The organism is Kitasatospora sp. NPDC050463 (assembly GCF_040655255.1).
Lineage (GTDB): Bacteria > Actinomycetota > Actinomycetes > Streptomycetales > Streptomycetaceae > Kitasatospora.
This window is the reverse complement of the sequence record NZ_JBFAJO010000093.1, coordinates 1-21,585: the sequence shown is the minus strand read 5'-3', so window position 1 is coordinate 21,585 and position 21,585 is coordinate 1. Positions and strand designations below refer to the sequence as shown.

Sequence of the window (21,585 nt, the reverse complement as noted above, 5' to 3'; positions counted from 1 at the left end):
ATAGCCTGGTCGACGATTGAGCGGGTCCGGGCCCACTGGGTGCGGCGCCCAGCAGCGCCCGGGGGCGCCCCGGGCGGCCGACGAAGCGAGGGGTAGCCCAGCCGTGCGCATTGCCAGGTTTTCCGTCCGGGAAGGGAGCCCTGCCGCCGGCAGCGTCTCCTTCGGTGTGGTCGAGGGCGACCCGGCCCAGCCCGAGTCTCTGGTCGTCCACGCCCTGGCCGGCCACCCGTTCGGGCAGCCCCAACCCACCGGCGAGAGCTACCGCTTCCAGGACGTGCGGCTGCTCAGCCCGATGCTGCCGAACAAGATCGTCGCGGTCGGCCGCAACTACGCCGCCCACGCGGCCGAGCTCGGCAACGACGTCCCGGACGTCCCGCTGACCTTCTTCAAGCCGTCGACCTCGGTGATCGGCCCGACCGAGTCCATCGCGTACCCGCCGTTCTCCTCCGACGTCCACCACGAGGCCGAGCTGGCCGTGGTCATCGGCCGGATGTGCCGCGAGGTCCCGCTGGACCGGGTGCCCGAGGTGATCCTCGGCTACACCTGCGCCAACGACCTCACGGCGCGTGACGTCCAGCAGCGCGAGGGCCAGTGGGCCCGGGCCAAGGGCTTCGACACCGCCTGCCCGCTGGGTCCGTGGATCGAGACCGATCTCGACCCGGGCGACCTCGCCATCACCTGCACGGTCAACGGCGAGCTGCGGCAGACCGGGCGCACCTCTCTGATGATCCGCTCGGTCGCCGAGCTGATCGTCCACATCTCCGAGGCCATGACGCTGCTGCCCGGCGACGTCATCCTCACCGGCACACCCGCAGGGGTGGGCCCGCTCAACGTCGGCGACGAGGTCGCCGTCTCCATCGAAGGCATCGGCACTCTCGCCAACAAGGTGATCAAGCGTGGCTAACACTGACCCGAGCGTTCGGGTTCGCTTCTGTCCGTCCCCGACCGGCAACCCGCACGTGGGTCTGGTCCGCACGGCCCTCTTCAACTGGGCCTTCGCCCGCCACAACGGCGGCACGATGGTCTTCCGGATCGAGGACACCGACTCCGCCCGCGACTCCGAGGAGTCGTACCTGCAGCTGCTCGACGCCATGCGCTGGCTCGGCTTCGACTGGGACGAGGGCCCGGAGATCGGCGGCCCGCACGCGCCGTACCGCCAGTCGCAGCGGATGGACATCTACGCGGACGTCGCGCGCCGGCTGCACGAGGCCGGCCACGCCTACCACTGCTACTGCTCCACCGAGGAGCTCGACGCCCGCCGTGAGGCCGCCCGCGCGGCCGGCCGGCCCTCCGGCTACGACGGCCACTGCCGCGAGCTGACGGACGACCAGGTCGCCGTCTACAAGCTGGAGAAGCGCGAGCCGATCCTGCGGTTCCGGATGCCCGACCGCACCATCTCCTTCGACGACCTGGTGCGCGGCACGCTCACCTTCGAGCCGGAGAACGTGCCCGACTACGGGATCGTCCGGGCCAACGGCGCGCCGCTCTACACCCTGGTCAACCCGGTGGACGACGCCCTCATGGGCATCACCCACGTGCTGCGCGGCGAGGACCTGCTCTCCTCGACCCCGCGCCAGATCGCGCTGTACGCCGCGCTCGCCGAGATCGGCGTCGGCGACGGCGGCACCCCGCGCTTCGGCCACCTCCCGTACGTGATGGGCGAGGGCAACAAGAAGCTCTCGAAGCGCGACCCGCAGGCCTCGCTCAACCTGTACCGCGAGCGCGGCTTCATCCCCGAGGGCCTGCTCAACTACCTGTCGCTGCTCGGTTGGTCGCTCTCCCCGGACGACGACATCTTCTCGGTGGAGCAGCTGGTCGCGGCCTTCGACATCGCGGACGTCAACGCCAACCCGGCCCGGTTCGACCTCAAGAAGTGCGAGCACGTCAACGCCGAGCACGTGCGCCGGCTGGCCCCGGAGGACTTCGTCCGCCGGCTGGTGCCGTACCTGCAGGCGCCCGGTCTGCTGCCGGCCGAGCCGACCGCCGAGCAGCTGGAGCTGCTGGCCAAGGTGGCACCGCTCACCCAGGAGCGGATGGTCGTGCTGAGCGAGATCGTCACCATGGCGGGCTTCCTCTTCGTCGACCCGGCCGACTTCGCGCTGGACGCGGAGGACGCCGCCAAGGTGCTCACCGCGGACGCCCGTCCGGTGCTGGAGGCCAGTATCAAGGCGCTGGAGGAGCTGGCGGACTTCTCGCCCGAGCCGATCCAGGCCGCGCTGCGCGCAGCGCTGGTGGATCGGCTGGGCATCAAGCCGAAGTTCGCCTTCACGCCGCTGCGGGTGGCCGTCACCGGTCGCCGGGTCTCCCCGCCGCTCTTCGAGTCGATGGAGCTGCTCGGGCGCCCCGAGACGCTGCGCCGGCTGTCCGCCGCGCTGGCCGCCGTCCCGGCTGCCTGAGGACCCTCGTGGGCGGCTGCGGGCCGGGTTCTGACCTGGCCCGCAGCCGCCCCGGTCGCTGCCTGGGGTTATCGATTTTGGACCGGGGCCGGACGTCGGGTAATGTTCTTTCTGCGCCGCCCGGGAGGGAACGGACGAGGGAGCGAAACCCCGTCGGTACCGAGCGAGGGGCGCAACGCCTGAGAAGGGCCCGCAGGGGTTCAACTCTGGTGGGGTATGGTGTAATTGGCAGCACGAGTGATTCTGGTTCATTTAGTCTAGGTTCGAGTCCTGGTACCCCAGCGCAGTACAGCACCACCGCAGTACAAACAAAGATGAAGCCCCCGTTGTGTAGCGGCCTAGCACGCTGCCCTCTCACGGCAGTAGCGCCGGTTCGAATCCGGTCGGGGGTACGGATCCCGCAAGGGATCACCTGGAAAGCCCCCGTTGTGTAGCGGCCTAGCACGCTGCCCTCTCACGGCAGTAGCGCCGGTTCGAATCCGGTCGGGGGTACGGATCCCGCAAGGGATCGCCAGGAAGCCCCCGTTGTGTAGCGGCCTAGCACGCTGCCCTCTCACGGCAGTAGCGCCGGTTCGAATCCGGTCGGGGGTACCAGAGCACTAAGCCGGTGGGCTTGACCCATCGGCTGATTGCTTTGTTGGGGTATGGTGTAATTGGCAGCACGAGTGATTCTGGTTCATTTAGTCTAGGTTCGAGTCCTGGTACCCCAGCCAGTAATGCAAGGCCTTGGTCCGCCAGGGCTTTTTGTGTTTTCCGGTCGCATTTCCCGGGTGATTCCTCGGAAAAGGGCCCGCTCACCTCGGTGAGCGGGCCCTTTTCCGTGTTGTGGGGTTGGTCAGCCGCGACGCAGGGCCTCGGTGAGCCGGTTGGCGGCCTCGATGATGGCCTGGGCGTGCAGTCGGCCCGGGTGGCGGGTCAGGCGCTCGATCGGGCCGGAGACGGAGACGGCGGCAACGACCCGGTTGGAGGGGCCGCGCACCGGCGCGGAGACGGACGCCACGCCCGGCTCTCGCTCCCCGATCGACTGGGCCCAGCCACGGCGACGGACGCCGCTCAGCGCGGTTGCGGTGAAGCGGGCGCCCTGGAGGCCGCGGTGGAGCCGCTCGGGCTCCTCCCAGGCGAGCAGGACCTGGGCGGCCGAGCCGGCCTTCATCGGCAGGGTGCTGCCGACCGGGACGGTGTCCCGCAGGCCGGAGAGCCGCTCGGCGGCGGCGACGCAGATCCGCATCTCGCCCTGCCGGCGGTAGAGCTGTGCGCTCTCGCCGGTGACGTCGCGCAGGTGGGTCAGGACCGGGCCCGCGGTGGCGAGCAGCCGGTCCTCGCCCGCCGCGGCGGAGAGTTCGGAGAGACGGGGGCCGAGGATGAACCGGCCCTGCATGTCCCTGGTGACCAGTCGGTGGTGTTCGAGTGCGACGGCGAGCCGGTGGGCCGTGGGCCGCGCCAGACCGGTGGCGGCGACCAGCCCCGCCAACGTGGCGGGGCCCGACTCCAGTGCGCTCAGCACCAGAGCGGCCTTGTCGAGAACGCCGACGCCGCTAGAGTTGTCCATGCCCTAAGACTGCAGTCTCATTCCGCGAGACGCAAGTTCAATCTTCCGCGAAAAGCGCCACTCTGGATAGCAGCAGCCCGGGAGACATCCAGAATGCGGCCTCGACAGAGTGTCCGCATGGTGGACACCGATCCGGTGTGCAGGTCACGCGGCGCGCCTCACAGGGCGGCGGAAGCAGTGGCCCCGATGACACGAGAAGGCCGGCAACGCGGCCGGCTGGAGGGAATCCGATGGGACGGACACTCGCAGAGAAGGTCTGGGACGACCACGTCGTGCGGCGCGCCGAGGGCGAGCCCGACCTGCTCTTCATCGACCTGCACCTGCTCCACGAGGTGACCAGCCCGCAGGCCTTCGACGGCCTCCGGTTGGCTGGACGCACGGTCCGCCGCACCGATCTCACGATCGCCACCGAGGACCACAACACTCCGACGCTGGACATCGACAAGCCGATCGCCGACCCGGTCTCCCGGGTCCAGCTGGAGACGCTGCGCCGCAACGCCGCCGAGTTCGGTGTCCGGATCCACTCCCTGGGCGACGTCGAGCAGGGCGTCGTGCACGTCGTCGGCCCGCAGCTCGGTCTGACCCAGCCGGGCACCACCGTGGTCTGCGGCGACTCCCACACCTCCACCCACGGCGCGTTCGGCGCGCTCGCGTTCGGCATCGGCACCAGCCAGGTCGAGCACGTCCTGGCCACCCAGACCCTGCCGTTGGCGCCGTTCCGGACGATGGCGATCACCGTCGAGGGCGAGCTGCCCGAGGGCGTCACGGCCAAGGACCTGATCCTGGCGATCATCACCAAGATCGGTACCGGCGGCGGCCAGGGCTACGTCCTGGAGTACCGCGGCTCGGCCATCCGCAGCCTCTCCATGGAGGCCCGGATGACCATCTGCAACATGTCCATCGAGGCGGGCGCCCGGGCCGGCATGATCGCCCCCGACCAGACCACCTTCGACTACCTGGAGGGTCGCCCGCACGCGCCCCGGGGCGAGGACTGGGACGCCGCGGTCGAGTACTGGAAGACCCTGGGCACCGACGAGGACGCGGTCTTCGACCACGAGATCTTCATCGACGCCACCCAGCTGACCCCGTTCGTCACCTGGGGCACCAACCCGGGCCAGGGTGCGCCGCTCGGCGCCAACGTCCCGGACCCGGCCTCCTTCGCCGACCCGCAGGAGCGGACCGCCGCCGAGAACGCCCTGAAGTACATGGGCCTGGAGGCCGGCACCCCGCTGCGCGAGGTCAAGGTCGACGCCGTCTTCGTCGGCTCCTGCACCAACGGCCGGATCGAGGATCTGCGGGCCGCCGCAGCCATCCTGGACGGCCGGACGATCGCCGACGGCGTGCGGATGCTGGTCGTCCCCGGCTCGGTGCGGGTCGCCCTGCAGGCCGTCGAGGAGGGCCTGGACAAGGTGTTCACCGCCGCCGGTGCCGAATGGCGCCACGCCGGCTGCTCGATGTGCCTGGGCATGAACCCCGACCAGCTGGCCCCCGGTGAGCGCTGCGCCTCCACCTCGAACCGCAACTTCGAGGGTCGCCAGGGCAAGGGCGGCCGTACCCACCTGGTGTCGCCGCAGGTCGCCGCCGCGACCGCGCTCCTCGGCCGACTGGCCGCACCCGCCGATCTCTCGTCCAACGTCGCTGTGGAGGCCTGAGCAGCATGGAGAAGTTCACCACCCACACCGGCCGCGCCGTCCCGCTGCGCCGCAGCAACGTCGACACCGACCAGATCATCCCGGCGCATTGGCTCAAGAAGGTCACTCGTTCCGGTTTCGAGGACGGCCTGTTCGAGGCCTGGCGCAAGGACGAGTCGTTCATCCTGAACCGGCCCGAGCGGCAGGGTGCGACGGTCCTGCTGGCCGGTCCCGAATTCGGCACCGGATCCTCCCGCGAGCACGCGGTCTGGGCCTTGCAGAACTACGGATTCCACGCGGTCGTCTCGTCCCGCTTCGCCGACATCTTCCGCGGCAACTCGCTGAAGAACGGCCTGCTCACGGTCGTGCTGCCGCAGGAGACGGTGGAGCGGCTCTGGGAGCTCGTGGAGGCCGATCCGACCGCCGAGATCACCGTCGACCTGGAGGCCCGCGAGGTCCGCGCCGAGGGCGTCACGGCCCCGTTCGAGCTGGACGACAACGTCCGTTGGCGGCTGCTGAACGGCCTGGACGACATCAGCATCACCCTGCAGAACGAGGCCGACATCGCGACCTTCGAACAGACCCGGCCCGCCTTCAAGCCGCGTACTCTGCCGGTCGCCTGAGCGCCACGGGAGAACAAGCATTCTGACGTTCCACCGGATGGTCCGCCTCCCCTCGGGGGGGCGGACCATCCGCCGTTCCGGGCCCCGAGTTACCGTCCGGAGCCGGCCCCCGATTGCCGATTTGGCATTGCCGCAGAGGCCCCGCGCAAGCACAACTGCGGGTAGATGGCACAATCAGTACATGCACCGGCACCATGAACCTCCGTACGCGGGTGGCGAACCCGCGTCACCGGAGTCCACGGGCCGGGGATCCGAACGCCGAATTGACGATCGGCCGGACGCCGCCACCTCACCTGCTGAGGGGCCGGACGACCCGGAAGTCGCAGCGCTCTACGCGCTTGTGGCCGAGCGGTTGAAGCAAGCTCACGCCCGCGTGCATGCGCTGAACGTGTCTGCCGATGCAAAGACCGCTCTCACCCGTCAACTCCTCATCGTCACCGAGGCCGCCAAGCGCGATCTTCCGGGGGCGGCAAGGCGGTTGAGTCGCTTTGTGCATGACCTCGACGAGGGGCGCCCGCCCGTCGCCTGAGGTCGCCGACGCGCAAATCCATTGCGACACTAGGGTGATTCGCGCGTTTGGTAATTGAAAGTCCGCAGATACATACCTAACGTGCGAAATGAACGGATGGAATCATCCGGCGCCCGTTTCCGAAGGGGAAGACGTGAACAAGGCTCAGCTTGTCGAAGCGGTGGCCGAGCAGCTGGGCGGTCGCAAGGCTGCCGCAGAGGCCGTCGACGCAGTGCTCGACACCATGGTCCGCGCCGTTGTGGCCGGTGACCGGGTGTCGGTCACCGGTTTTGGCACCTTTGAGAAGGTGGAGCGCTCCGCGCGCTTCGCCCGCAACCCGCAGACCGGCGAGAAGGTCAAGGTCAAGAAGACCTCGGTGCCCCGCTTCCGTCCCGGCCAGGGCTTCAAGGACCTGGTCAGCGGCAGCAAGAAGCTGCCGAAGGAAGGCCCCTCGGTGAAGAAGGCCCCCAAGGGCTCCCTCACCCCGGGCAAGAGCGGTGTCGCCGCGACCCCGGCCGCCAAGCGCGCCGCCACCAAGCGCGCCGCCGCGGCCGCCGCCACGCCGGCCGCCGCCACCAAGAAGGCCGCTGCCAAGAAGACGGCGACCACGCCCGCCGCCAAGAAGACCACGGCCGCCGCCGCCAAGAAGGCGACCGCCACGGCCAAGAAGACCACGACCGCCGCCGCCGCCAAGAAGACCTCGGCCGCCGCGACGAAGAAGACGGCCGCCGCCACCAAGAAGACGGCGACCGCGCCCGCCGCCAAGAAGACCACGGCCACCGCCGCCAAGAAGGCGACCGCCACGGCCAAGAAGACGGCTCCCGCGAAGAAGACCGCCACCCGCAAGACCACCGCGCGCAAGACCAGCGCGAAGTAGTCGTCGGACGGCTTTCCAGGGCCGTGGCGCACCCCCTCCCGGAATTCCGGGTGGGCGGGCCGCCACGGCTCTTCCGTTTTTCGGGGCGCGCGCAGGCCACCTGCCCGCCCGGTCACCCGGGCCGGTCGGCGGGGCGAACGGGAAGAACGAGAAGAACCGGGAGAGGAACCGCCGGGGCGCCCGTGCGGGCCCGGTCAGGCCTCGGCCGGGTCGGGGAAGGTCTGCAGCGTCAGGAAGACCACCCGGCGGGCATCGCCCGCCCCCTCGGTGCGGATCCGCACCCGCTGGCCGGGGCGCAGCAGCCGCAGGCCGCCGGCGTCGAAGGCGGCCGCGTCGAACGGCACCGGGGTCCCGTCGTCGAGCAGCACGGAGCCGGCCCGGGTGGCGGGGTCGAAGGTGAACGCGGTGGCCTGCATGGAAGCAGCATAGCGAGCACCACCGACAGGCCCCGGAGGCAGTCAGGAGGCAGTTCAGCGCCGCCCGCGGGGGATTGTGGAGCGCTTCGGCGCGGGGAGCCCGAGCGCGTCCGCGAGCCGGGCCGACAGGGCGCCGGTGTGCGGGCCGACGCCGAGCGCCAGTGCCTCGCCGAGGTCGGCGCCGGTGTCGACGTCCCGGCGCACCGACTCCACGCCGTGCAGGCGCAGTTCGCGGGCACCGCCGGCCGCGTGCCGGGCCCGGGAGCCGTCGCCGAAGGCGGGGGCGAGCGGACTGCCGGGGGCGCAGGCGAGCAGGGTGGTGCCCAACCCGGGACTGTCGGCCAGGAACGCCCGCCCGGCCGGCCCCGCCGCGGCCAGCACCCGGGCCAGTTCGGCCGGGCGCAGGGCCGGCAGGTCGGCGGAGAGCGCGGCCAACGGGGCGCGCGGGGCGAGGGCCAGCGCGACAGCCGCGCCGTGCGCCAGTGCGTCGTTGAGGCCGCCGCCCGGTTCGTCGCCGACCACGATCGCGCCGAGCGCGGCGAGGCGCTCGCCCGCCGCGGCGTCCCGGGTGACCACCAGGACCCGGGACACGCCCGGGGTGGCCAGCGCGGCGGTCACGGTGTCCAGCGCGAAGGAGAGCGCCAGGTCCGCGCGGTGCGGTCCGGCGAAGGGCGCCAGGCGGGTCTTCGCCAGGGCGAGCCGCTTGAGCGGCAGCACCAGCGACCAGCCGGCGGTGGGTGCGGGGGGCGCGACGGGCCCGGTGGGGCGTACGGTGTCCTGGGTCATCGGCGTCATTGTGACGCCGGTCCCGGAACCCTCGCCAGGCCGTCCGAACTGTGCGGACGTGCGTTTGGTCACGCCCACCCGACGTGCTGGCGGGGTTGCTCGACAGCCGGTTCGCGGTCGGGCGAGACTGTTCCGCGCCCGGGCCCCGTCCGACGGGGGTCACGGGCGGCGAGAGACTGCGGCACCCCACGTGCCGCACCGGATGAGGAGGACCTGGGGTGGCCCGCCGCTCGTACGCCAGCTTCGGCAACGCCGACTACGGCATCTGGTACCGCTTCGCGGCCGTGCTGGTGAAGCCGGTGACGACCGCGCTGGTCAAGCCCGACTGGCGGGGCTGGGAGCACCTGCCGAAGGAGGGCGGCTTCATCGCCGCGGTCAACCACAACTCGATCATCGACCCCGTGGTGTACGCGCACTGGCAGTACAACAGCGGACGGCCGCCGCGCATCCTCGGCAAGTCCTCGCTGTTCTCGGTCCCGTTCATCGGCTTCATGCTGCGCAAGACCGGGCAGATCCCGGTGTTCCGCGAGTCGACCGACGCCGCGCACGCGTTCCGGGCCGCCATCGACGCGGTGAACGGCGGCCAGTGCGTCCAGTTCTACCCGGAGGGCACGCTCACCCGGGACCCGGACCTGTGGCCGATGACCGGCAAGAGCGGGGTGGCCCGGGTCGCCTTGATGACCGGTGCGCCGGTCATTCCGGTGGCGCACTGGGGTGCGCACGAGATCATCCCGCCGTACGGCCGGGGTGGCTCCGGGAAGAGCCGGTTCAACCTGTTCCCGCGCCACCGGGTGACGGTGGCGGCCGGGCCGGCCGTGGACCTGAGCAAGTACCAGGGCCAGGAGCTGACCGCCCAGGTGCTCCGGGACGCCACCGAGGACATCATGCAGGCGATCACCGCCGTGCTGGCCGGGATCCGCGGCGAGGAGCCGCCGGCCGAGCGCTACGACATGCGTACGGCGGCCCGGCACCGGGCGGCGGCGGCCGCGGCCGAGCGGCAGCGGGCCGCCGGCACGCGCAGGAACGGTACCGAGGAGGCCGGCAAGTGACCCGATGTGCGGTGTTCGGAACGGGGTCCTGGGGGACGGCGTTCGCGATGGTGCTGGCCGACGCGGGCTGCGAGGTGACGCTCTGGGGGCGCCGGCGGGAGCTGGTGGACGCGATCCACACCACTCACGTCAACCCGGACTACCTGCCCGGCGTTCCGCTGCCCGGGTCGATCCGGGCGACGGTGGACCCGGCGACGGCGCTGGCCGGCGCCGACTTCGCGGTGCTCGCCGTGCCCTCCCAGACGCTGCGCGAGAACCTGGCCTCCTGGGCCTCGCTGATCGAGCCGCAGACCGTGCTGGTCAGCCTGATGAAGGGCATCGAACTCGGCACCGCCAAGCGGATGAGCGAGGTCATCGCCGAGGTCGCCGCGGTCGGGGCGGAGCGGGTGGCGGTCGTCAGCGGCCCCAACCTGGCCCGGGAGATCGCCAACCGGCAGCCCGCCGCGAGCGTGGTGGCCTGCACCGACGAGGCGGTCGCCAAGCGGCTCCAGGCGGCCTGCCACACGCCGTACTTCCGCCCGTACACCAACACCGACGTGATCGGCTGCGAGCTGGGCGGCGCGGTGAAGAACGTGATCGGCCTGGCGGTCGGCATGGCGGACGGCATGGGGCTCGGCGACAACACCAAGGCGACGCTGATCACCCGCGGGCTGGCCGAGACGACCCGGTTGGGGCTGGCGCTCGGCGCCGACCCGTACACCTTCGCCGGGCTCGCCGGGATGGGCGACCTGGTGGCGACCTGCTCCTCGCCGCTCTCCCGCAACCACACCTTCGGCACCAACCTGGGCCGGGGGATGTCGCTCGCCGAGACCATCGCCGCCACCCGGCAGACCGCGGAGGGCGTCAAGTCCTGCGAGTCGGTGCTCGACCTGGCCCGGCGCAGCGGCGTCGACATGCCGATCGTCGAGGCCGTGGTGGACGTGGTGCACAACGGGCGCCCCACCCAGGAGGCGTTGCAGGCGCTGATGTCGCGCTCGGCCAAGGCCGAGCGGCACTGACGCCCGGCGCGCGCGGACCGGGTGGCTGACTTTCCGCAAACACCTCGCACGGTAGTCTCAAACCCGATATGAGCATCGAACAGACCCCCCCGAATCCGTCCGCGAAGCCGCGCGTAGCGCTCGTCTTCGGTGGCCGCAGCTCCGAGCACGCCATCTCGGTGACCACCGCGGGCAGTGTGCTCAGGGCGATCGACCGCGAGAAGTACGACGTGCTGCCGATCGGCATCACCCATGAGGGCCGCTGGGCGCTGGTCGGCGACGATCCGGCCCGGATGGCCATCACCGACGGCCGGCTGCCGGACGTCGCCCAGGTCGCCGAGGCCGTCGACGGCCAGGTCGTGCTGCCGGTCAGCCCGGACAGCCGCGAGGTGGTCTGGAGCGAGCCGGGGGCCGCTCCCAAGGCACTCGGCGAGGTGGACGTGGTCTTCCCGCTACTGCACGGCCCCTGGGGCGAGGACGGCACCCTGCAGGGGCTGCTGGAGCTGTCCGGTGTGCCCTACGTCGGCAACGGCGTGCTCTCCAGCGCGGTGGGCATGGACAAGGAGTTCACCAAGCGGATCCTGGCCTCGCACGGTCTGGGCGTCGGCTCGTACACCATCGTCCGGCCGCGGGAGTGGGAGAGCGAGGCCGGCCGCGCGGCCGTCCGCGAGCGGGTCGGTCAGCTCGGCCTGCCGCTGTTCGTCAAGCCCTGCCGGGCCGGCTCCAGCATCGGGATCACCAAGGTCAAGGACCTCGCCGAGCTGGATGCCGCGATCGAGGAGGCCCGCCGGCACGACCCCAAGCTGATCATCGAGGCCGGGGTCTCGGGCCGCGAGATCGAGTGCGGGGTGCTGGAGTTCGAGGACGGCCCGCGCGCCAGCGTCCCGGCCGAGGTCCTGGTCGGCGGCGACTACGAGTTCTACGACTTCGAGGCCAAGTACATCGACTCCTCCGAGGTGCGCATTCCGGCCGAGCTGGCCGGGGCCGAGCTCGCCGAGATCCGCCGTCAGGCGGTCGCCGCGTTCGAGGCGCTCGGCTGCGAGGGCCTGGCCCGGGTGGACTTCTTCCTGCTGGACGACGGCAGCTGGATGATCAACGAGGTCAACACCATGCCGGGCTTCACCCCGATCTCGGCCTACCCGAAGATGTGGGAGGCCAGCGGTCTGTCCTACCCGGAGCTGATCGACCGGCTGCTGCAGGCGGCGCTGCGCCGCTCGACCGGTCTGCGGTAGGCGCACGCACGACGGAGAAGGGCGGTCCGGGAACCTCCGGACCGCCCTCGCGCTGTCCGGCCGCTACGGGATGTTCGCCTTCACCACGGGGTTGAGGGCGGCGACCGGGTCGAGCGGGTTGGCGAAGGCCCCGCCGGGGACGGTCACCTCGACGTACGCCCGGCGCATCGTCGTGATGAAGCGGTAGCCGCCGTCGTCGAGCTTCTGCGACCACCAGGTGACGTCGTCGATGGTGGGGGAGAGGTCCTTGGCGTGCTCGCCGTTCAGCTCCTCCGGCCGGTCCACGCCGCAGCGCAGCACGGTGCGCGGCGAGCTGGCCCAGGCGGCCACGTACAGGGACGCGGGCGACGGGTCCTTGCGGGCGTGGCCGAGCACCTCCGGCGGCAGTGCCGCGGCCAGCGCCTGGCAGTACGCGGCGACCTTGCCGGTGGGCGTCGGCACCTCGACGTTCGCGGGCGCGCCCCAGCTGCCGATCAGCACCACGACGGTGCAGCTCAGCGCCAGGGGCAGGGCCAGCCACCGGATGGGGGCGGGCAGCGCCGTCAGGAAGCGGGGGACGCGGAGTTCTGGGGCCACCCGCCGATCGTAGCCGGGGCGCGGGGTGGGTCCGCGAAGGCCCGTCGTCCGCCCGGAGGGCGGGCCTTCGCGGGCACACCCTAGAGGTGGACCACCGGACAGGTCAGCGTGCGGGTGATGCCCTCGACCTGCTGGACCTTGGCCACGACCAGGCGGCCGAGGTCGTCCACGGTCTCGGCCTCGGCCCGCACGATCACGTCGTACGGGCCGGTCACGTCCTCGGCCTGGAGGACGCCGGGGATCTCGGAGATGGACAGGGCCACGGCGGTGGCCTTGCCTACCTCGGTCTGGATCAGGATGTATGCCTGTACCACGGGGGGACCTCCCGGCGGCTGGGTACGGGGAACGGCGCCGTGATCGCCCGCTCGGGCGTCGGGGGTGGGGAACGGGTTCACCGGCATTCCGATCACCACGCTACCGCGCAGCGGGCCGGGGAGGGGAGACTTCCGCACCCCCGGAGGGCGTACGCTGCGCGCGGGGGAGCGGGGGCACGAGTTCTGATTCCGATGGAAACGCGAGAGGACGGCAGATGCAGGGGACCGTGGGCGAGCTCGGCGAGTTCGGACTCATCAGGGAGCTGACGGCCCGGGTACCGCTCACCGACGCGGTCGACCTCGGTCCGGGCGACGACGCCGCGGTGGTGAAGGCGCCGGACGGCCGGGTGGTCGCCACCACGGACGTGCTGATCGAGAACCGGCACTTCCGCCGGGACTGGTCGACCGCCTACGACGTGGGCCGCAAGGCCGCCGCCCAGAACCTCGCCGACGTGGCCGCGATGGGCGCGGTGCCCACCGCGATCCTGCTCGGTCTGGTCGCCCCCGCCGACCTTCCCACCACCTGGGCCACGGAACTGATGGACGGGCTGCGCGACGAGTGCCAGGTGGCCGGCGCGACGGTGGTCGGCGGCGACGTCGTGCGCGGTGACGTCATCACCCTGGCCATCACAGCGCTCGGAGATCTCCAGGGGCGCGCACCTGTGACGCGCGCCGGGGCCCAGGTGGGCGACGTGGTCGCGGTCACCGGCTGGCTCGGCTGGTCCGCCGCCGGACTGACCGTGCTGCAGCGAGGCTTCCGCTCGCCGCGCGCCTTCGTCGAGGCGCACCGCCGGCCCGAACCGCCGTACCACGCGGGCCCGGCCGGGGCCGAGTTGGGCGCCACCGCGATGGTCGACGTGAGCGACGGACTGGTGGCCGACCTCGGCCATGTCGCCCGGGCCAGCGGGGTGGACATCGACCTGCGGGCCGCCCACTTCGACGTTCCGGCGCAGATGGCCGACATCGGCCAGGCGGTCGGCGTGGACCCGCTGGTCTGGGTGCTCTCCGGCGGCGAGGACCACGCGATCGTGGCGACCTTCCCGCGCGGCGTCCAACTGCCCGCCCGCTGGCGGGTGGTGGGCGAGGTGACCGGTCGGGCCCGGCCGTCCCGCGGCGGCCGGGTGACGGTGGACGGCGAGCCCTGGGACCGGGTCGGCGGCTGGGACCACTTCGCCGAGTGAGACCGCCCTGGTCGCCCCGGTCGCCCCGGCCCGTCCGTCGCCCCGGTGCGCGGATTGCGCGTGACGCTCCGGCCGAGCGGCGCACGGGCCCGGGCCGGGGGACGGCGTAGGCTTGCGCTCAACCGGGCCCACCCGCGTCCACACGCGAGTGGTCTGAACCACTGTGGAGCGGGGAGCACAGCCACCATGCGCATCGGTGTCCTGACGAGCGGCGGCGACTGCCCCGGTCTCAACGCGGTGATCCGCTCCGTGGTGCACCGGGGAACCGATGTGCACGGTGACGAGATCGTCGGCGTCGAGGACGGTTTCCTCGGTCTGATCGAGGGCCGCACCCGGCCGATCTCGCACGACGACGTCACCGGTCTGCTGACCCTCGGCGGCACCATCCTGGGCTCGGCCCGGGTCCAGCGCGACCGGATCGCCTGGGCGGTGGAGAACGCGCAGACCCTGGCCCGCGACATCGGCATCGACGCGCTGATCGCGATCGGCGGCGAGGGCACGCTGACCGCCGCCAAGATGTTCAGCGACGCCGGCCTGCCGGTGGTCGGCGTGCCGAAGACCATCGACAACGACATCGACGCGACCGACGTCACCTTCGGGTTCGACACCGCGGTGCATGTCGCGACCGACGCGATCGACCGGCTGAAGACCACCGCCGAATCCCACCAGCGCGTGATGGTCGTGGAGTTGATGGGCCGGCACACCGGCTGGATCACCCTCACCGCAGGGATGGCGGGCGGCGCCCACGGCATCCTGATCCCGGAGAAGCCCTTCGACATCGAGGCGGTGGCCCGGATGGTCGAGGACCGCTTCTCCCGGGGCAAGAAGTTCGCCATCATCGCCGTCGCCGAGGGCGCGGCCCCGACGCCCGGGACGATGCGCTTCGACCACGGCGCCGTCGACCAGTTCGGCCACCGGACCTTCGGCGGGATCGGCAACCGCCTCGCCCACGAGCTGGAGGACCTGCTCGGCAAGGAGGCCCGGCCGGTCATCCTCGGCCACACCCAGCGCGGCGGCACCCCCACCGCCCGGGACCGGGTGCTCGCCACCCGGTTCGGCTGGCACGCCGTGGAGGCCGTCCACAAGGGTGCCTTCGGCCACTTCACCGCACTGCGCGGCAACGACATCGAGCTGGTGCCGGTCGCGGAGGCGGTCACCCACCTCAAGACCGTGCCGCAGGACCGCTGGGCGGAATCCGAAGCCGTGCTCTGAGGCGGCGCGGGTAGGTTGGGGCCCATGTCGCTCCCGTCTTCCACCCCCGCTCCCGACGGCCGCCCCCCGGCCGGCTCCTCCACCGCGCCCCCGCGGGTCCTCACCGTCGCCGGCTCCGACTCCGGCGGTGGCGCCGGCATCCAGGCCGACCTCAAGGCGATGCTGGCGCTCGGCGTCCACGGCATGAGCGTGATCACCGCCGTCACCGCGCAGAACTCACTCGGCGTCCAGGGCTACTGGGAGCTGCCGGCCGAGGCCGTCCGGGCCCAGTTCCGCAGCGTGGTGGACGACATCGGCGTCCAGGCCGTGAAGACCGGCATGCTCGCCTCGATCGAGCTGGTCGAGACCGTCTCCGAGCTGCTGGCCGGGGTGGCCGCCCCGGTGGTGGTCGACCCGGTCGGCGTCTCCAAGCACGGCGACGCGCTGCTGGCCGCCGAGGCCGTCGCCACCGTCCGGGAGAAGCTGCTGCCGGTCGCGACCCTCGCGACGCCCAACCTGCACGAGGTGACGCAGCTCACCGGGCGCACCGTCGAGGACGAGTCGCAGATGCTCGACGCGGCGAAGGCCCTGCTCGACCTGGGGCCGCGCTGGGTCCTGGTGAAGGGCGGGCACCTGGAGGGCGAGGCCACCGACCTGCTGTACGGCGGGGCGGGCGAGGAGCACTGGTACCGGGCGCCCCGCTACGACAACCGGCACACCCACGGCACCGGCTGCACGCTGGCCAGCGCCATCGCCGCCGGGCTGGCCAAGGGCGAGTCGCTGCCCGGGGCGGTGGCCTCGGCTAAGGCCTACGTCACCGGCGCGATCGCCGGCGGTTTCGCGCTCGGGGCCGGCATCGGCCCGGTCGACCACGCCTGGCGCTGGCGCTGAGCGGTCCGGCCGCGAACGACCATGGGCGGGCCCGAGGGCCCGCCCATGGAGGCTCCGAGCGAGCTCGGAGAAACCGGCCGGTACTGAGAAACAGGAAGCCGGCCCACCCGAGGATGGACCGGCTTCCTGGAGGACCGGCTTACCGGTCTGCGCGTCAGCGCGAGACCTTACCGGCCTTGATGCACGAGGTGCAGACGTTGAGCCGCTTCGGCGTCCGCCCAATCACAGCGCGCACCGTCTGAATGTTGGGGTTCCAACGACGGGGGGTACGGCGGTGAGAGTGGGAGATGCTGTTGCCGAAGCCCGGCCCCTTGCCGCAGACGTCGCAGTTGGCAGCCACAGGAGTCACTCCAAGACTTCAGATCATTTACGTTCGAAAACCCCGCCAACCCAGCGGAGCACTCTCGTGAACCTGACCGGACCAAGGGGGTGAGCCTGGACTGTTCCAGGCAACCGGAAGAGCATACAACGCTTGCTTCCGTTCAACGAAACTACCACGTCTGCGCAGGTGATCGCTGCGCTCGCTGCTTCCGACAGCCGCCCCCGGCCCCCGATAACCTGCCGGTACCACCCCTCGCCGTTCACGCGCAGGCCATCACGGCGTCCCATCCGGAGGAGACCTGGTGCTGACCACACTCGACGCCCCGGCCGTGCGCAGCTGGTGCCAGCTGGCCCTGCGCGCCCTCGGCCAGGCCCGCGAGGAGATCGACGCACTCAACGTCTACCCCGTCCCGGACGGCGACACCGGCACCAACCTCTACCTGACCGTGGAGTCCGCCGCCGCCGAAGTGGAGAGCCGCTTCACCGACCCGGCGGGCGGCCCGCTCCCCGGCCTCGCCGAGGCCGCCCGGGCGATGGCCCGCGGCGCGCTGGTCGGCGCCCGGGGCAACTCCGGCGTGATCCTCGCCCAGTGGCTGCGCGGCACCGCCGAGCAGCTGGCCCAGGGCGGTGGCGCCGACCAGCTGCGGGCCGCCCTCCAGCGGGCCGCCGAGTCCGCCTACCAGGCGGTCGCCGATCCGGTCGAGGGCACGCTGCTGACCGTCGCCCGGGTGGCCGCCCGGGAGGCGGGCAGAGCCGGCGACGGCCTCGCCCAGGTCGCCGAGACCGCCTACCGGGCGGCCCGGGACGCGCTGCGGCACACCCCCGAGCAACTCGCCGTCCTGGCCGAGGCCGGTGTGGTGGACGCGGGCGGGCGCGGCCTGGTCGCCGTCCTCGGGGCGCTCGCCGACGCGGTGGCCGGCCACCAGCCGATGGGCCCGGTCGCGCTGCGCGGGGACGTCCGGCTGGTCGAGAGCTGCGGGAGCCACGTCCGACCCCCCGGCCCGGGCCACCCCGCCTTCGAGGTGATCTACCTGCTGGACGCCCCCGACGAGGCGCTCCCCGCGCTGCGCGAGCGGCTCGCCGGACTGGGCGACTCACTGGTGGTCGGCGGCGGCGACGGTCTCTGGAACGTCCACGTCCACGTGGACGACGCGGGGGCCGCAGTGGAGGCCGGCCTCGGGGCCGGACGGCCGCACCAGATCCGGATCACGCACTTCGCCGAGGCCGCCGCCCGGGCCGGCGCCGCAGACGACCGGGGCGAGCGCGAGGAGCGCACCCGGGCGGTCCTCTCGGTGGTCTCCGGCGCGGGCCTGGCCGAGCTGTGCGAGCAGGCCGGCGCCGTCGTCCTGCACGCCGACCCGGACCGCCCGCCGGCCAGCGCGGAACTCGCCGCCGCCGTCCGCCGGGCGGGCGCCCGCGAGGTCGTCCTGCTGCTGAACGACCCCGAGCTGCGGGCCGCCGCCGGGGCCGCCGCCGACCAGCTGCGCGAGGAGGGCGTGCGGATCGCCGTGCTGCCCACCCGCTCGCCGGTCCAGGGGCTGGCCGCGCTCGCCGTGCACGAGGCCGGCCGGCGGTTCGACGAGGACGTGGTCGCCATGACCTCCGCCGCGGGCGCCACCCGGTACGCCGAACTCGCCGTCGCCGAGGGGGAGTCCTGGACGATGGCCGGGGTCTGCCAGGCCGGGGACGTGCTCGGGCTGATCGACGGGGACGTGGTGGTGATCGGCACCGGCCCGGCCGAGGTCGGCGAGCGGGTGCTCGACCGGATGCTCGGCGCGGGCGGCGAACTCGTCACCCTGATCCTCGGCGAGGGCGCGGACGAGGAGCTGGCCGAGCGGCTGGTCGCGCACGCCCGGCACCGGCGGCCGGAGGTCGACGCGGTGGTCTTCCACGGCGGCCAGGAGTCCGCGCCGCTGCTCATCGGCGTGGAGTAGTGGGCCGGGCGGCGGGCGCGGCGGCGGCCCGCACGGCCGTGGGCGCCGCCGGGCAGCGGGTGGCGCCCGGAATGTCGGTCCGGTGGTGTAAACAAGGGCCTGATGGGCGCTCTCGATGAATCACTGACCAAGCTCGTCGGCGACCGTACCGCCAAGGTGCTCGCCGACAGCCTCAAGCTGCGCACGGTCGGGGACCTGCTGCACCACTACCCGCGCCGCTACGTCGAGCGCGGCCAGCTCACCAGCCTGGACGAGCTGGAGATCGACGAGCACGTCACCGTGCTGGCCCGGATCGAGAAGGTCACCCTGATCCCGTTCCGCGGCCGCAAGGGGGACCGCCTGGAGGTGGTCGTCACCGACGGCCGCAGCCGGCTCTCGCTGGTCTTCTTCAACCAGGGCTGGCGGCAGAAGGAGCTCCGGACCGGCGCCCAGGGTCTGTTCGCCGGCAAGGTCGGCGTCTTCAACCGGACCCGCCAACTGGTCTCGCCGGACTACCAGCTCCTCGACGAGGAGGCCGGGTCGGACGCCGCGCAGCAGTTCGCCGGCCGGCTGATCCCGGTCTACGGCGCCAGCGCCCAGATGCCCAGCTGGAAGCTGTCCATCTGCATCGAGACCGCGCTCACCAAGCACCTGGCCGACGTCGGCGAGCCGCTGCCCGCGGAGCTGCGCGAGCGGCACGAGCTGATCCCGTTGCCCGAGGCGCTGGAGCTGATCCACCGCCCGCGCAACCAGGCCGACCGCGAACGCGCCCAGAGCCGGCTCCGCTGGGACGAGGCCTTCGTCCTCCAGGTCGCGCTGGCGCAGCGCCGGGCCGCCGACTCCGCGCTGCCGGCCAAGCCGCGCCGGCCCCGCGCCGGCGGACTGCTGGACGCCTTCGACGCCCGGCTCCCGTTCACCCTCACCGACGGCCAGCACAAGGTCTCCGCCGAGATCGCCGCCGACCTGGCCACCGAACACCCGATGCACCGACTGCTCCAGGGCGAGGTCGGCTCCGGCAAGACGCTGGTCGCCCTGCGCGCCATGCTCGCCGTGGTCGACGCGGGCGGCCAGGCCGCCCTGCTGGCCCCCACCGAGGTCCTGGCGCAGCAGCACCACCGCTCGATCGTCGAGATGATGGGGGACCTGGCGGAGGGCGGCCTGCTGGGCGGCTCGGACCTCGGCACCCGGGTGGTGCTGCTGACCGGCTCGATGGGAGTGCCGGCCCGCCGTCAGGCGATGCTGGACATGGCCTGCGGGGACGCGGGCATCGCGATCGGCACCCATGCGCTGATCGAGGACAAGGTGCAGTTCCAGGACCTCGGCCTGGTCGTGGTGGACGAGCAGCACCGCTTCGGCGTCGAGCAGCGGGACGCGCTGCGCGCCAAGGGCGACCAGCCGCCGCACCTGCTGGTGATGACGGCCACCCCGATCCCGCGCACCGTCGCGATGACCGTCTTCGGGGACTTGGAGACCTCGGTGCTGGACCAGCTGCCGGCCGGCCGCTCACCGATCTCCACCCATGTCGTCCCGGCGCTGGAGAAGCCCAACTTCCTGGCACGGGCCTGGGAACGGGTCCGCGAGGAGGTGGCCAAGGGCCACCAGGCGTACGTGGTCTGCCCCCGGATCGGGGACGAGGAGCCCGCCGACGCCAAGAAGAAGCGCAGGTCCACGCCGGCCGAGGACCTGGAGGAGCTCACCGGCGCGGAGCCGGACGCGGGCGCCGGGAGCGACGACCGGCGCCCCCCGCTGTCGGTCGTCGAGACCGCCGAGAAGCTGGTGAAGGGCCCGCTGGCCGGGCTCCGGGTGGAGATCCTGCACGGCCGGCTCGCGCCCGACGCCAAGGACGAGGTGATGCGCCGGTTCGCGGCCGGCGCGGTGGACGTCCTGGTGGCCACCACGGTGATCGAGGTCGGGGTCAACGTCCCCAACTCCACCGCGATGGTGATCATGGACGCCGACCGCTTCGGCGTCTCCCAGCTGCACCAGCTGCGCGGCCGGGTCGGGCGCGGCAGCGCCGCCGGCCTCTGCCTGCTGGTCAGCGACATGCCGGCGGGCAGCGCCGCCCGGGCCCGGCTGGAGGCGGTGGCCGGCACCCTGGACGGCTTCGAGCTGTCCCGGATCGACCTCGAACAGCGGAGGGAGGGCGATGTGCTCGGCCAGGCGCAGTCCGGGGTGAAGTCCTCCTTGAAGGTGCTCTCCGTCCTGGAGGACGAGGAGGTCATCGTGACCGCCCGCGCCGAGGCCACCCGGCTGGTCGCCGAGGACCCGTCGCTGACCGACCACCCCGACCTGCGCACCGCGCTGGAGAGCCTGCTCGACGCCGACCGCGCGGCCTACATGGAGAAGGGATAGGCACCCGGAGACGGGCCGATCCCCTCGGGACCGCCCGCCGGCGGAGCCCGATTGTCAGACCCCCGCGAGAGAATGTAGTTGTTCAGGACGCACCCTCAAGGTGCGTACCTGGCACGACACTTGGGGGTCCTGCCATGGCATTCCGTCATCTCAACGAGCTCCCGCTGGGCGACAAGGTCTTCCGGATCGAACTCGCCAGCGACGACGACCGCGAGGTCACCCTCACCCTGACCGGCTGGCGCGAGGGGGCGGCCGCCGCGCCGCTCGCCTCGGGCAAGCTCCGCCTGCCGGTCGAGGACGTCGCCTCGCTGCGGATCGCGCTCAACCGCGCGCTCCGGGCGCTGGCGATCGTCGCCGACGTCTCCGAGCCCATCCCCGACCGCGACGTGCTGCGTGAGCTCTACCCCGGGCACGGCGCCCCCTGGGTGCCGCAGCACGAGGAGGAGCTGGTCCGGCGGTTCCACGACAGCGAGACCGTCGCCCGGATCGCCGCCCGCTTCGGCCGCACCCCCGACTCCGTCCGTACCAAGCTGCGCGAGCTCGGGCACGACCCGCGCCGCCCCGAGTTCTGCCCGCCCGACGGTTGCCTCTCGTGGTCCCGCTACGCCTCGCCGGCGCTGCTCGGCGCGGCGATCCCGCCCCAGCCGACGGCGGCGGACGCGAGCTGAGGGCTGTGTTGTCGCCCGCTCGCCTCCGGGCCGCTTGACCCGGCGCCGACGGTCGGCGCTCCGTCGCTCCTTCGTCGCTCCGTCGCTTCTCCCTTTCGGCACCGGCGCGGCCCTTCGGCTCGGGGCGGGTTCGG

21 protein-coding genes and 5 tRNA genes are annotated in these 21,585 nt (G+C 72.5%); 20 read left to right on the top strand and 6 right to left on the bottom strand.

The window, feature by feature from the left end; all coding sequences use genetic code 11:
• Positions 1 to 103: 103 nt before the first annotated feature.
• From AB0J08_RS36155 to AB0J08_RS36125, 7 genes are all read left to right on the top strand, one after another.
• Positions 104 to 904, top strand: coding sequence for a fumarylacetoacetate hydrolase family protein (locus AB0J08_RS36155; RefSeq protein ID WP_360642573.1), 801 nt, complete (start codon positions 104 to 106; stop codon positions 902 to 904).
• On the top strand, positions 897 to 2,396 hold the full coding sequence (gltX, locus tag AB0J08_RS36150; protein ID WP_360642571.1) for a glutamate--tRNA ligase: 1,500 nt from the start codon (positions 897 to 899) through the stop codon (positions 2,394 to 2,396). The genes AB0J08_RS36155 and gltX overlap by 8 nt, the downstream gene beginning before the upstream one ends.
• Positions 2,397 to 2,606: 210 nt before the next feature.
• Positions 2,607 to 2,678 (top strand) — tRNA-Gln (locus AB0J08_RS36145).
• A 37-nt stretch (positions 2,679 to 2,715) separates the two neighbouring features.
• Positions 2,716 to 2,788, top strand: a tRNA-Glu gene (locus AB0J08_RS36140).
• 27 nt (positions 2,789 to 2,815) lie between these two features.
• Positions 2,816 to 2,888 (top strand) — tRNA-Glu (locus AB0J08_RS36135).
• A 26-nt stretch (positions 2,889 to 2,914) separates the two neighbouring features.
• Positions 2,915 to 2,990: transfer RNA gene (locus tag AB0J08_RS36130), tRNA-Glu, on the top strand.
• A gap of 44 nt (positions 2,991 to 3,034) precedes the next feature.
• A tRNA-Gln gene (locus AB0J08_RS36125) sits at positions 3,035 to 3,109 on the top strand.
• A 122-nt stretch (positions 3,110 to 3,231) separates the two neighbouring features.
• Here the strand turns inward: AB0J08_RS36125 and ndgR are convergent.
• On the bottom strand, positions 3,232 to 3,945 hold the full coding sequence (ndgR, locus tag AB0J08_RS36120; protein ID WP_148642806.1) for an IclR family transcriptional regulator NdgR: 714 nt from the start codon (positions 3,943 to 3,945) through the stop codon (positions 3,232 to 3,234).
• A 230-nt stretch (positions 3,946 to 4,175) separates the two neighbouring features.
• Here ndgR and leuC point away from each other — a divergent pair, with 230 nt between their 5' ends.
• The 4 genes from leuC to AB0J08_RS36100 all read left to right on the top strand — a co-directional run bounded on the left by leuC (position 4,176) and on the right by AB0J08_RS36100 (position 7,584).
• Positions 4,176 to 5,597 (top strand): 3-isopropylmalate dehydratase large subunit, encoded by a 1,422-nt coding sequence (gene leuC, locus AB0J08_RS36115; RefSeq protein ID WP_360642569.1) that lies wholly within the window; start codon positions 4,176 to 4,178, stop codon positions 5,595 to 5,597.
• Between the two features lie 5 nt (positions 5,598 to 5,602).
• A complete protein-coding gene (gene leuD / locus AB0J08_RS36110) occupies positions 5,603 to 6,199 on the top strand; it encodes a 3-isopropylmalate dehydratase small subunit (protein ID WP_360642567.1) in 597 nt (198 codons plus the stop codon).
• A 340-nt stretch (positions 6,200 to 6,539) separates the two neighbouring features.
• A complete protein-coding gene (locus tag AB0J08_RS36105; RefSeq protein WP_360642579.1) occupies positions 6,540 to 6,728 on the top strand; it encodes a hypothetical protein in 189 nt (62 codons plus the stop codon).
• Between the two features lie 133 nt (positions 6,729 to 6,861).
• Entirely contained in the window at positions 6,862 to 7,584 is a 723-nt protein-coding gene (locus AB0J08_RS36100) for an HU family DNA-binding protein (protein WP_360642565.1), read from the top strand.
• 194 nt (positions 7,585 to 7,778) lie between these two features.
• Here AB0J08_RS36100 and AB0J08_RS36095 read toward each other — a convergent pair whose 3' ends face one another.
• Positions 7,779 to 8,000 (bottom strand): hypothetical protein, encoded by a 222-nt coding sequence (locus AB0J08_RS36095; protein WP_329489734.1) that lies wholly within the window; start codon positions 7,998 to 8,000, stop codon positions 7,779 to 7,781.
• A 54-nt stretch (positions 8,001 to 8,054) separates the two neighbouring features.
• Entirely contained in the window at positions 8,055 to 8,786 is a 732-nt protein-coding gene (cofC, locus tag AB0J08_RS36090) for a 2-phospho-L-lactate guanylyltransferase (protein WP_360642563.1), read from the bottom strand.
• 218 nt (positions 8,787 to 9,004) lie between these two features.
• Between cofC and AB0J08_RS36085 the strand changes: the two genes are divergently transcribed.
• From AB0J08_RS36085 to AB0J08_RS36075, 3 genes are all read left to right on the top strand, one after another.
• A complete protein-coding gene (locus AB0J08_RS36085) occupies positions 9,005 to 9,835 on the top strand; it encodes a lysophospholipid acyltransferase family protein (protein ID WP_360642561.1) in 831 nt (276 codons plus the stop codon).
• A complete protein-coding gene (locus tag AB0J08_RS36080) occupies positions 9,832 to 10,833 on the top strand; it encodes an NAD(P)H-dependent glycerol-3-phosphate dehydrogenase (protein WP_360642559.1) in 1,002 nt (333 codons plus the stop codon). Before AB0J08_RS36085 ends, AB0J08_RS36080 begins: the two co-directional genes overlap by 4 nt.
• A gap of 68 nt (positions 10,834 to 10,901) precedes the next feature.
• Complete coding sequence (locus tag AB0J08_RS36075) at positions 10,902 to 12,044, top strand: D-alanine--D-alanine ligase family protein (protein ID WP_360642557.1); 1,143 nt, start codon at positions 10,902 to 10,904, stop codon at positions 12,042 to 12,044.
• A 63-nt stretch (positions 12,045 to 12,107) separates the two neighbouring features.
• Here the strand turns inward: AB0J08_RS36075 and AB0J08_RS36070 are convergent, their stop codons facing one another.
• Both AB0J08_RS36070 and AB0J08_RS36065 read right to left on the bottom strand, forming a co-directional pair.
• Positions 12,108 to 12,620, bottom strand: a complete 513-nt coding sequence (locus tag AB0J08_RS36070) for a DUF3515 family protein (RefSeq protein WP_360642555.1) — start codon at positions 12,618 to 12,620, stop codon at positions 12,108 to 12,110.
• 80 nt (positions 12,621 to 12,700) lie between these two features.
• Positions 12,701 to 12,934, bottom strand: a complete 234-nt coding sequence (locus AB0J08_RS36065) for an Lrp/AsnC ligand binding domain-containing protein (protein ID WP_360642553.1) — start codon at positions 12,932 to 12,934, stop codon at positions 12,701 to 12,703.
• A gap of 215 nt (positions 12,935 to 13,149) precedes the next feature.
• Between AB0J08_RS36065 and AB0J08_RS36060 the strand changes: the two genes are divergently transcribed.
• The 3 genes from AB0J08_RS36060 (at position 13,150) to thiD (ending at position 16,197) form a co-directional block, all read left to right on the top strand.
• Positions 13,150 to 14,115 carry a thiamine-phosphate kinase gene (locus AB0J08_RS36060; protein ID WP_360642551.1) on the top strand — a complete coding sequence of 322 codons (966 nt, stop codon included), beginning with the start codon at positions 13,150 to 13,152 and terminating at the stop codon, positions 14,113 to 14,115.
• A 186-nt stretch (positions 14,116 to 14,301) separates the two neighbouring features.
• The gene (locus tag AB0J08_RS36055) at positions 14,302 to 15,327 is read left to right on the top strand and encodes a 6-phosphofructokinase (RefSeq protein ID WP_360642549.1); all 1,026 of its coding nucleotides are present in this window, start codon (positions 14,302 to 14,304) and stop codon (positions 15,325 to 15,327) included.
• A gap of 24 nt (positions 15,328 to 15,351) precedes the next feature.
• Positions 15,352 to 16,197 carry a bifunctional hydroxymethylpyrimidine kinase/phosphomethylpyrimidine kinase gene (gene thiD / locus AB0J08_RS36050; RefSeq protein WP_360642547.1) on the top strand — a complete coding sequence of 282 codons (846 nt, stop codon included), beginning with the start codon at positions 15,352 to 15,354 and terminating at the stop codon, positions 16,195 to 16,197.
• Between the two features lie 154 nt (positions 16,198 to 16,351).
• Here thiD and rpmB read toward each other — a convergent pair whose 3' ends face one another.
• Positions 16,352 to 16,537 carry a 50S ribosomal protein L28 gene (gene rpmB / locus AB0J08_RS36045; protein WP_014138233.1) on the bottom strand — a complete coding sequence of 62 codons (186 nt, stop codon included), beginning with the start codon at positions 16,535 to 16,537 and terminating at the stop codon, positions 16,352 to 16,354.
• 283 nt (positions 16,538 to 16,820) lie between these two features.
• Here rpmB and AB0J08_RS36040 point away from each other — a divergent pair, with 283 nt between their 5' ends.
• The 3 genes from AB0J08_RS36040 to AB0J08_RS36030 all read left to right on the top strand — a co-directional run bounded on the left by AB0J08_RS36040 (position 16,821) and on the right by AB0J08_RS36030 (position 21,451).
• On the top strand, positions 16,821 to 18,452 hold the full coding sequence (locus AB0J08_RS36040; protein ID WP_360642545.1) for a DAK2 domain-containing protein: 1,632 nt from the start codon (positions 16,821 to 16,823) through the stop codon (positions 18,450 to 18,452).
• Between the two features lie 102 nt (positions 18,453 to 18,554).
• Entirely contained in the window at positions 18,555 to 20,783 is a 2,229-nt protein-coding gene (gene recG / locus AB0J08_RS36035; RefSeq protein WP_360642543.1) for an ATP-dependent DNA helicase RecG, read from the top strand.
• 134 nt (positions 20,784 to 20,917) lie between these two features.
• The gene (locus AB0J08_RS36030) at positions 20,918 to 21,451 is read left to right on the top strand and encodes a hypothetical protein (RefSeq protein ID WP_360642541.1); all 534 of its coding nucleotides are present in this window, start codon (positions 20,918 to 20,920) and stop codon (positions 21,449 to 21,451) included.
• Positions 21,452 to 21,585 lie beyond the last annotated feature (134 nt).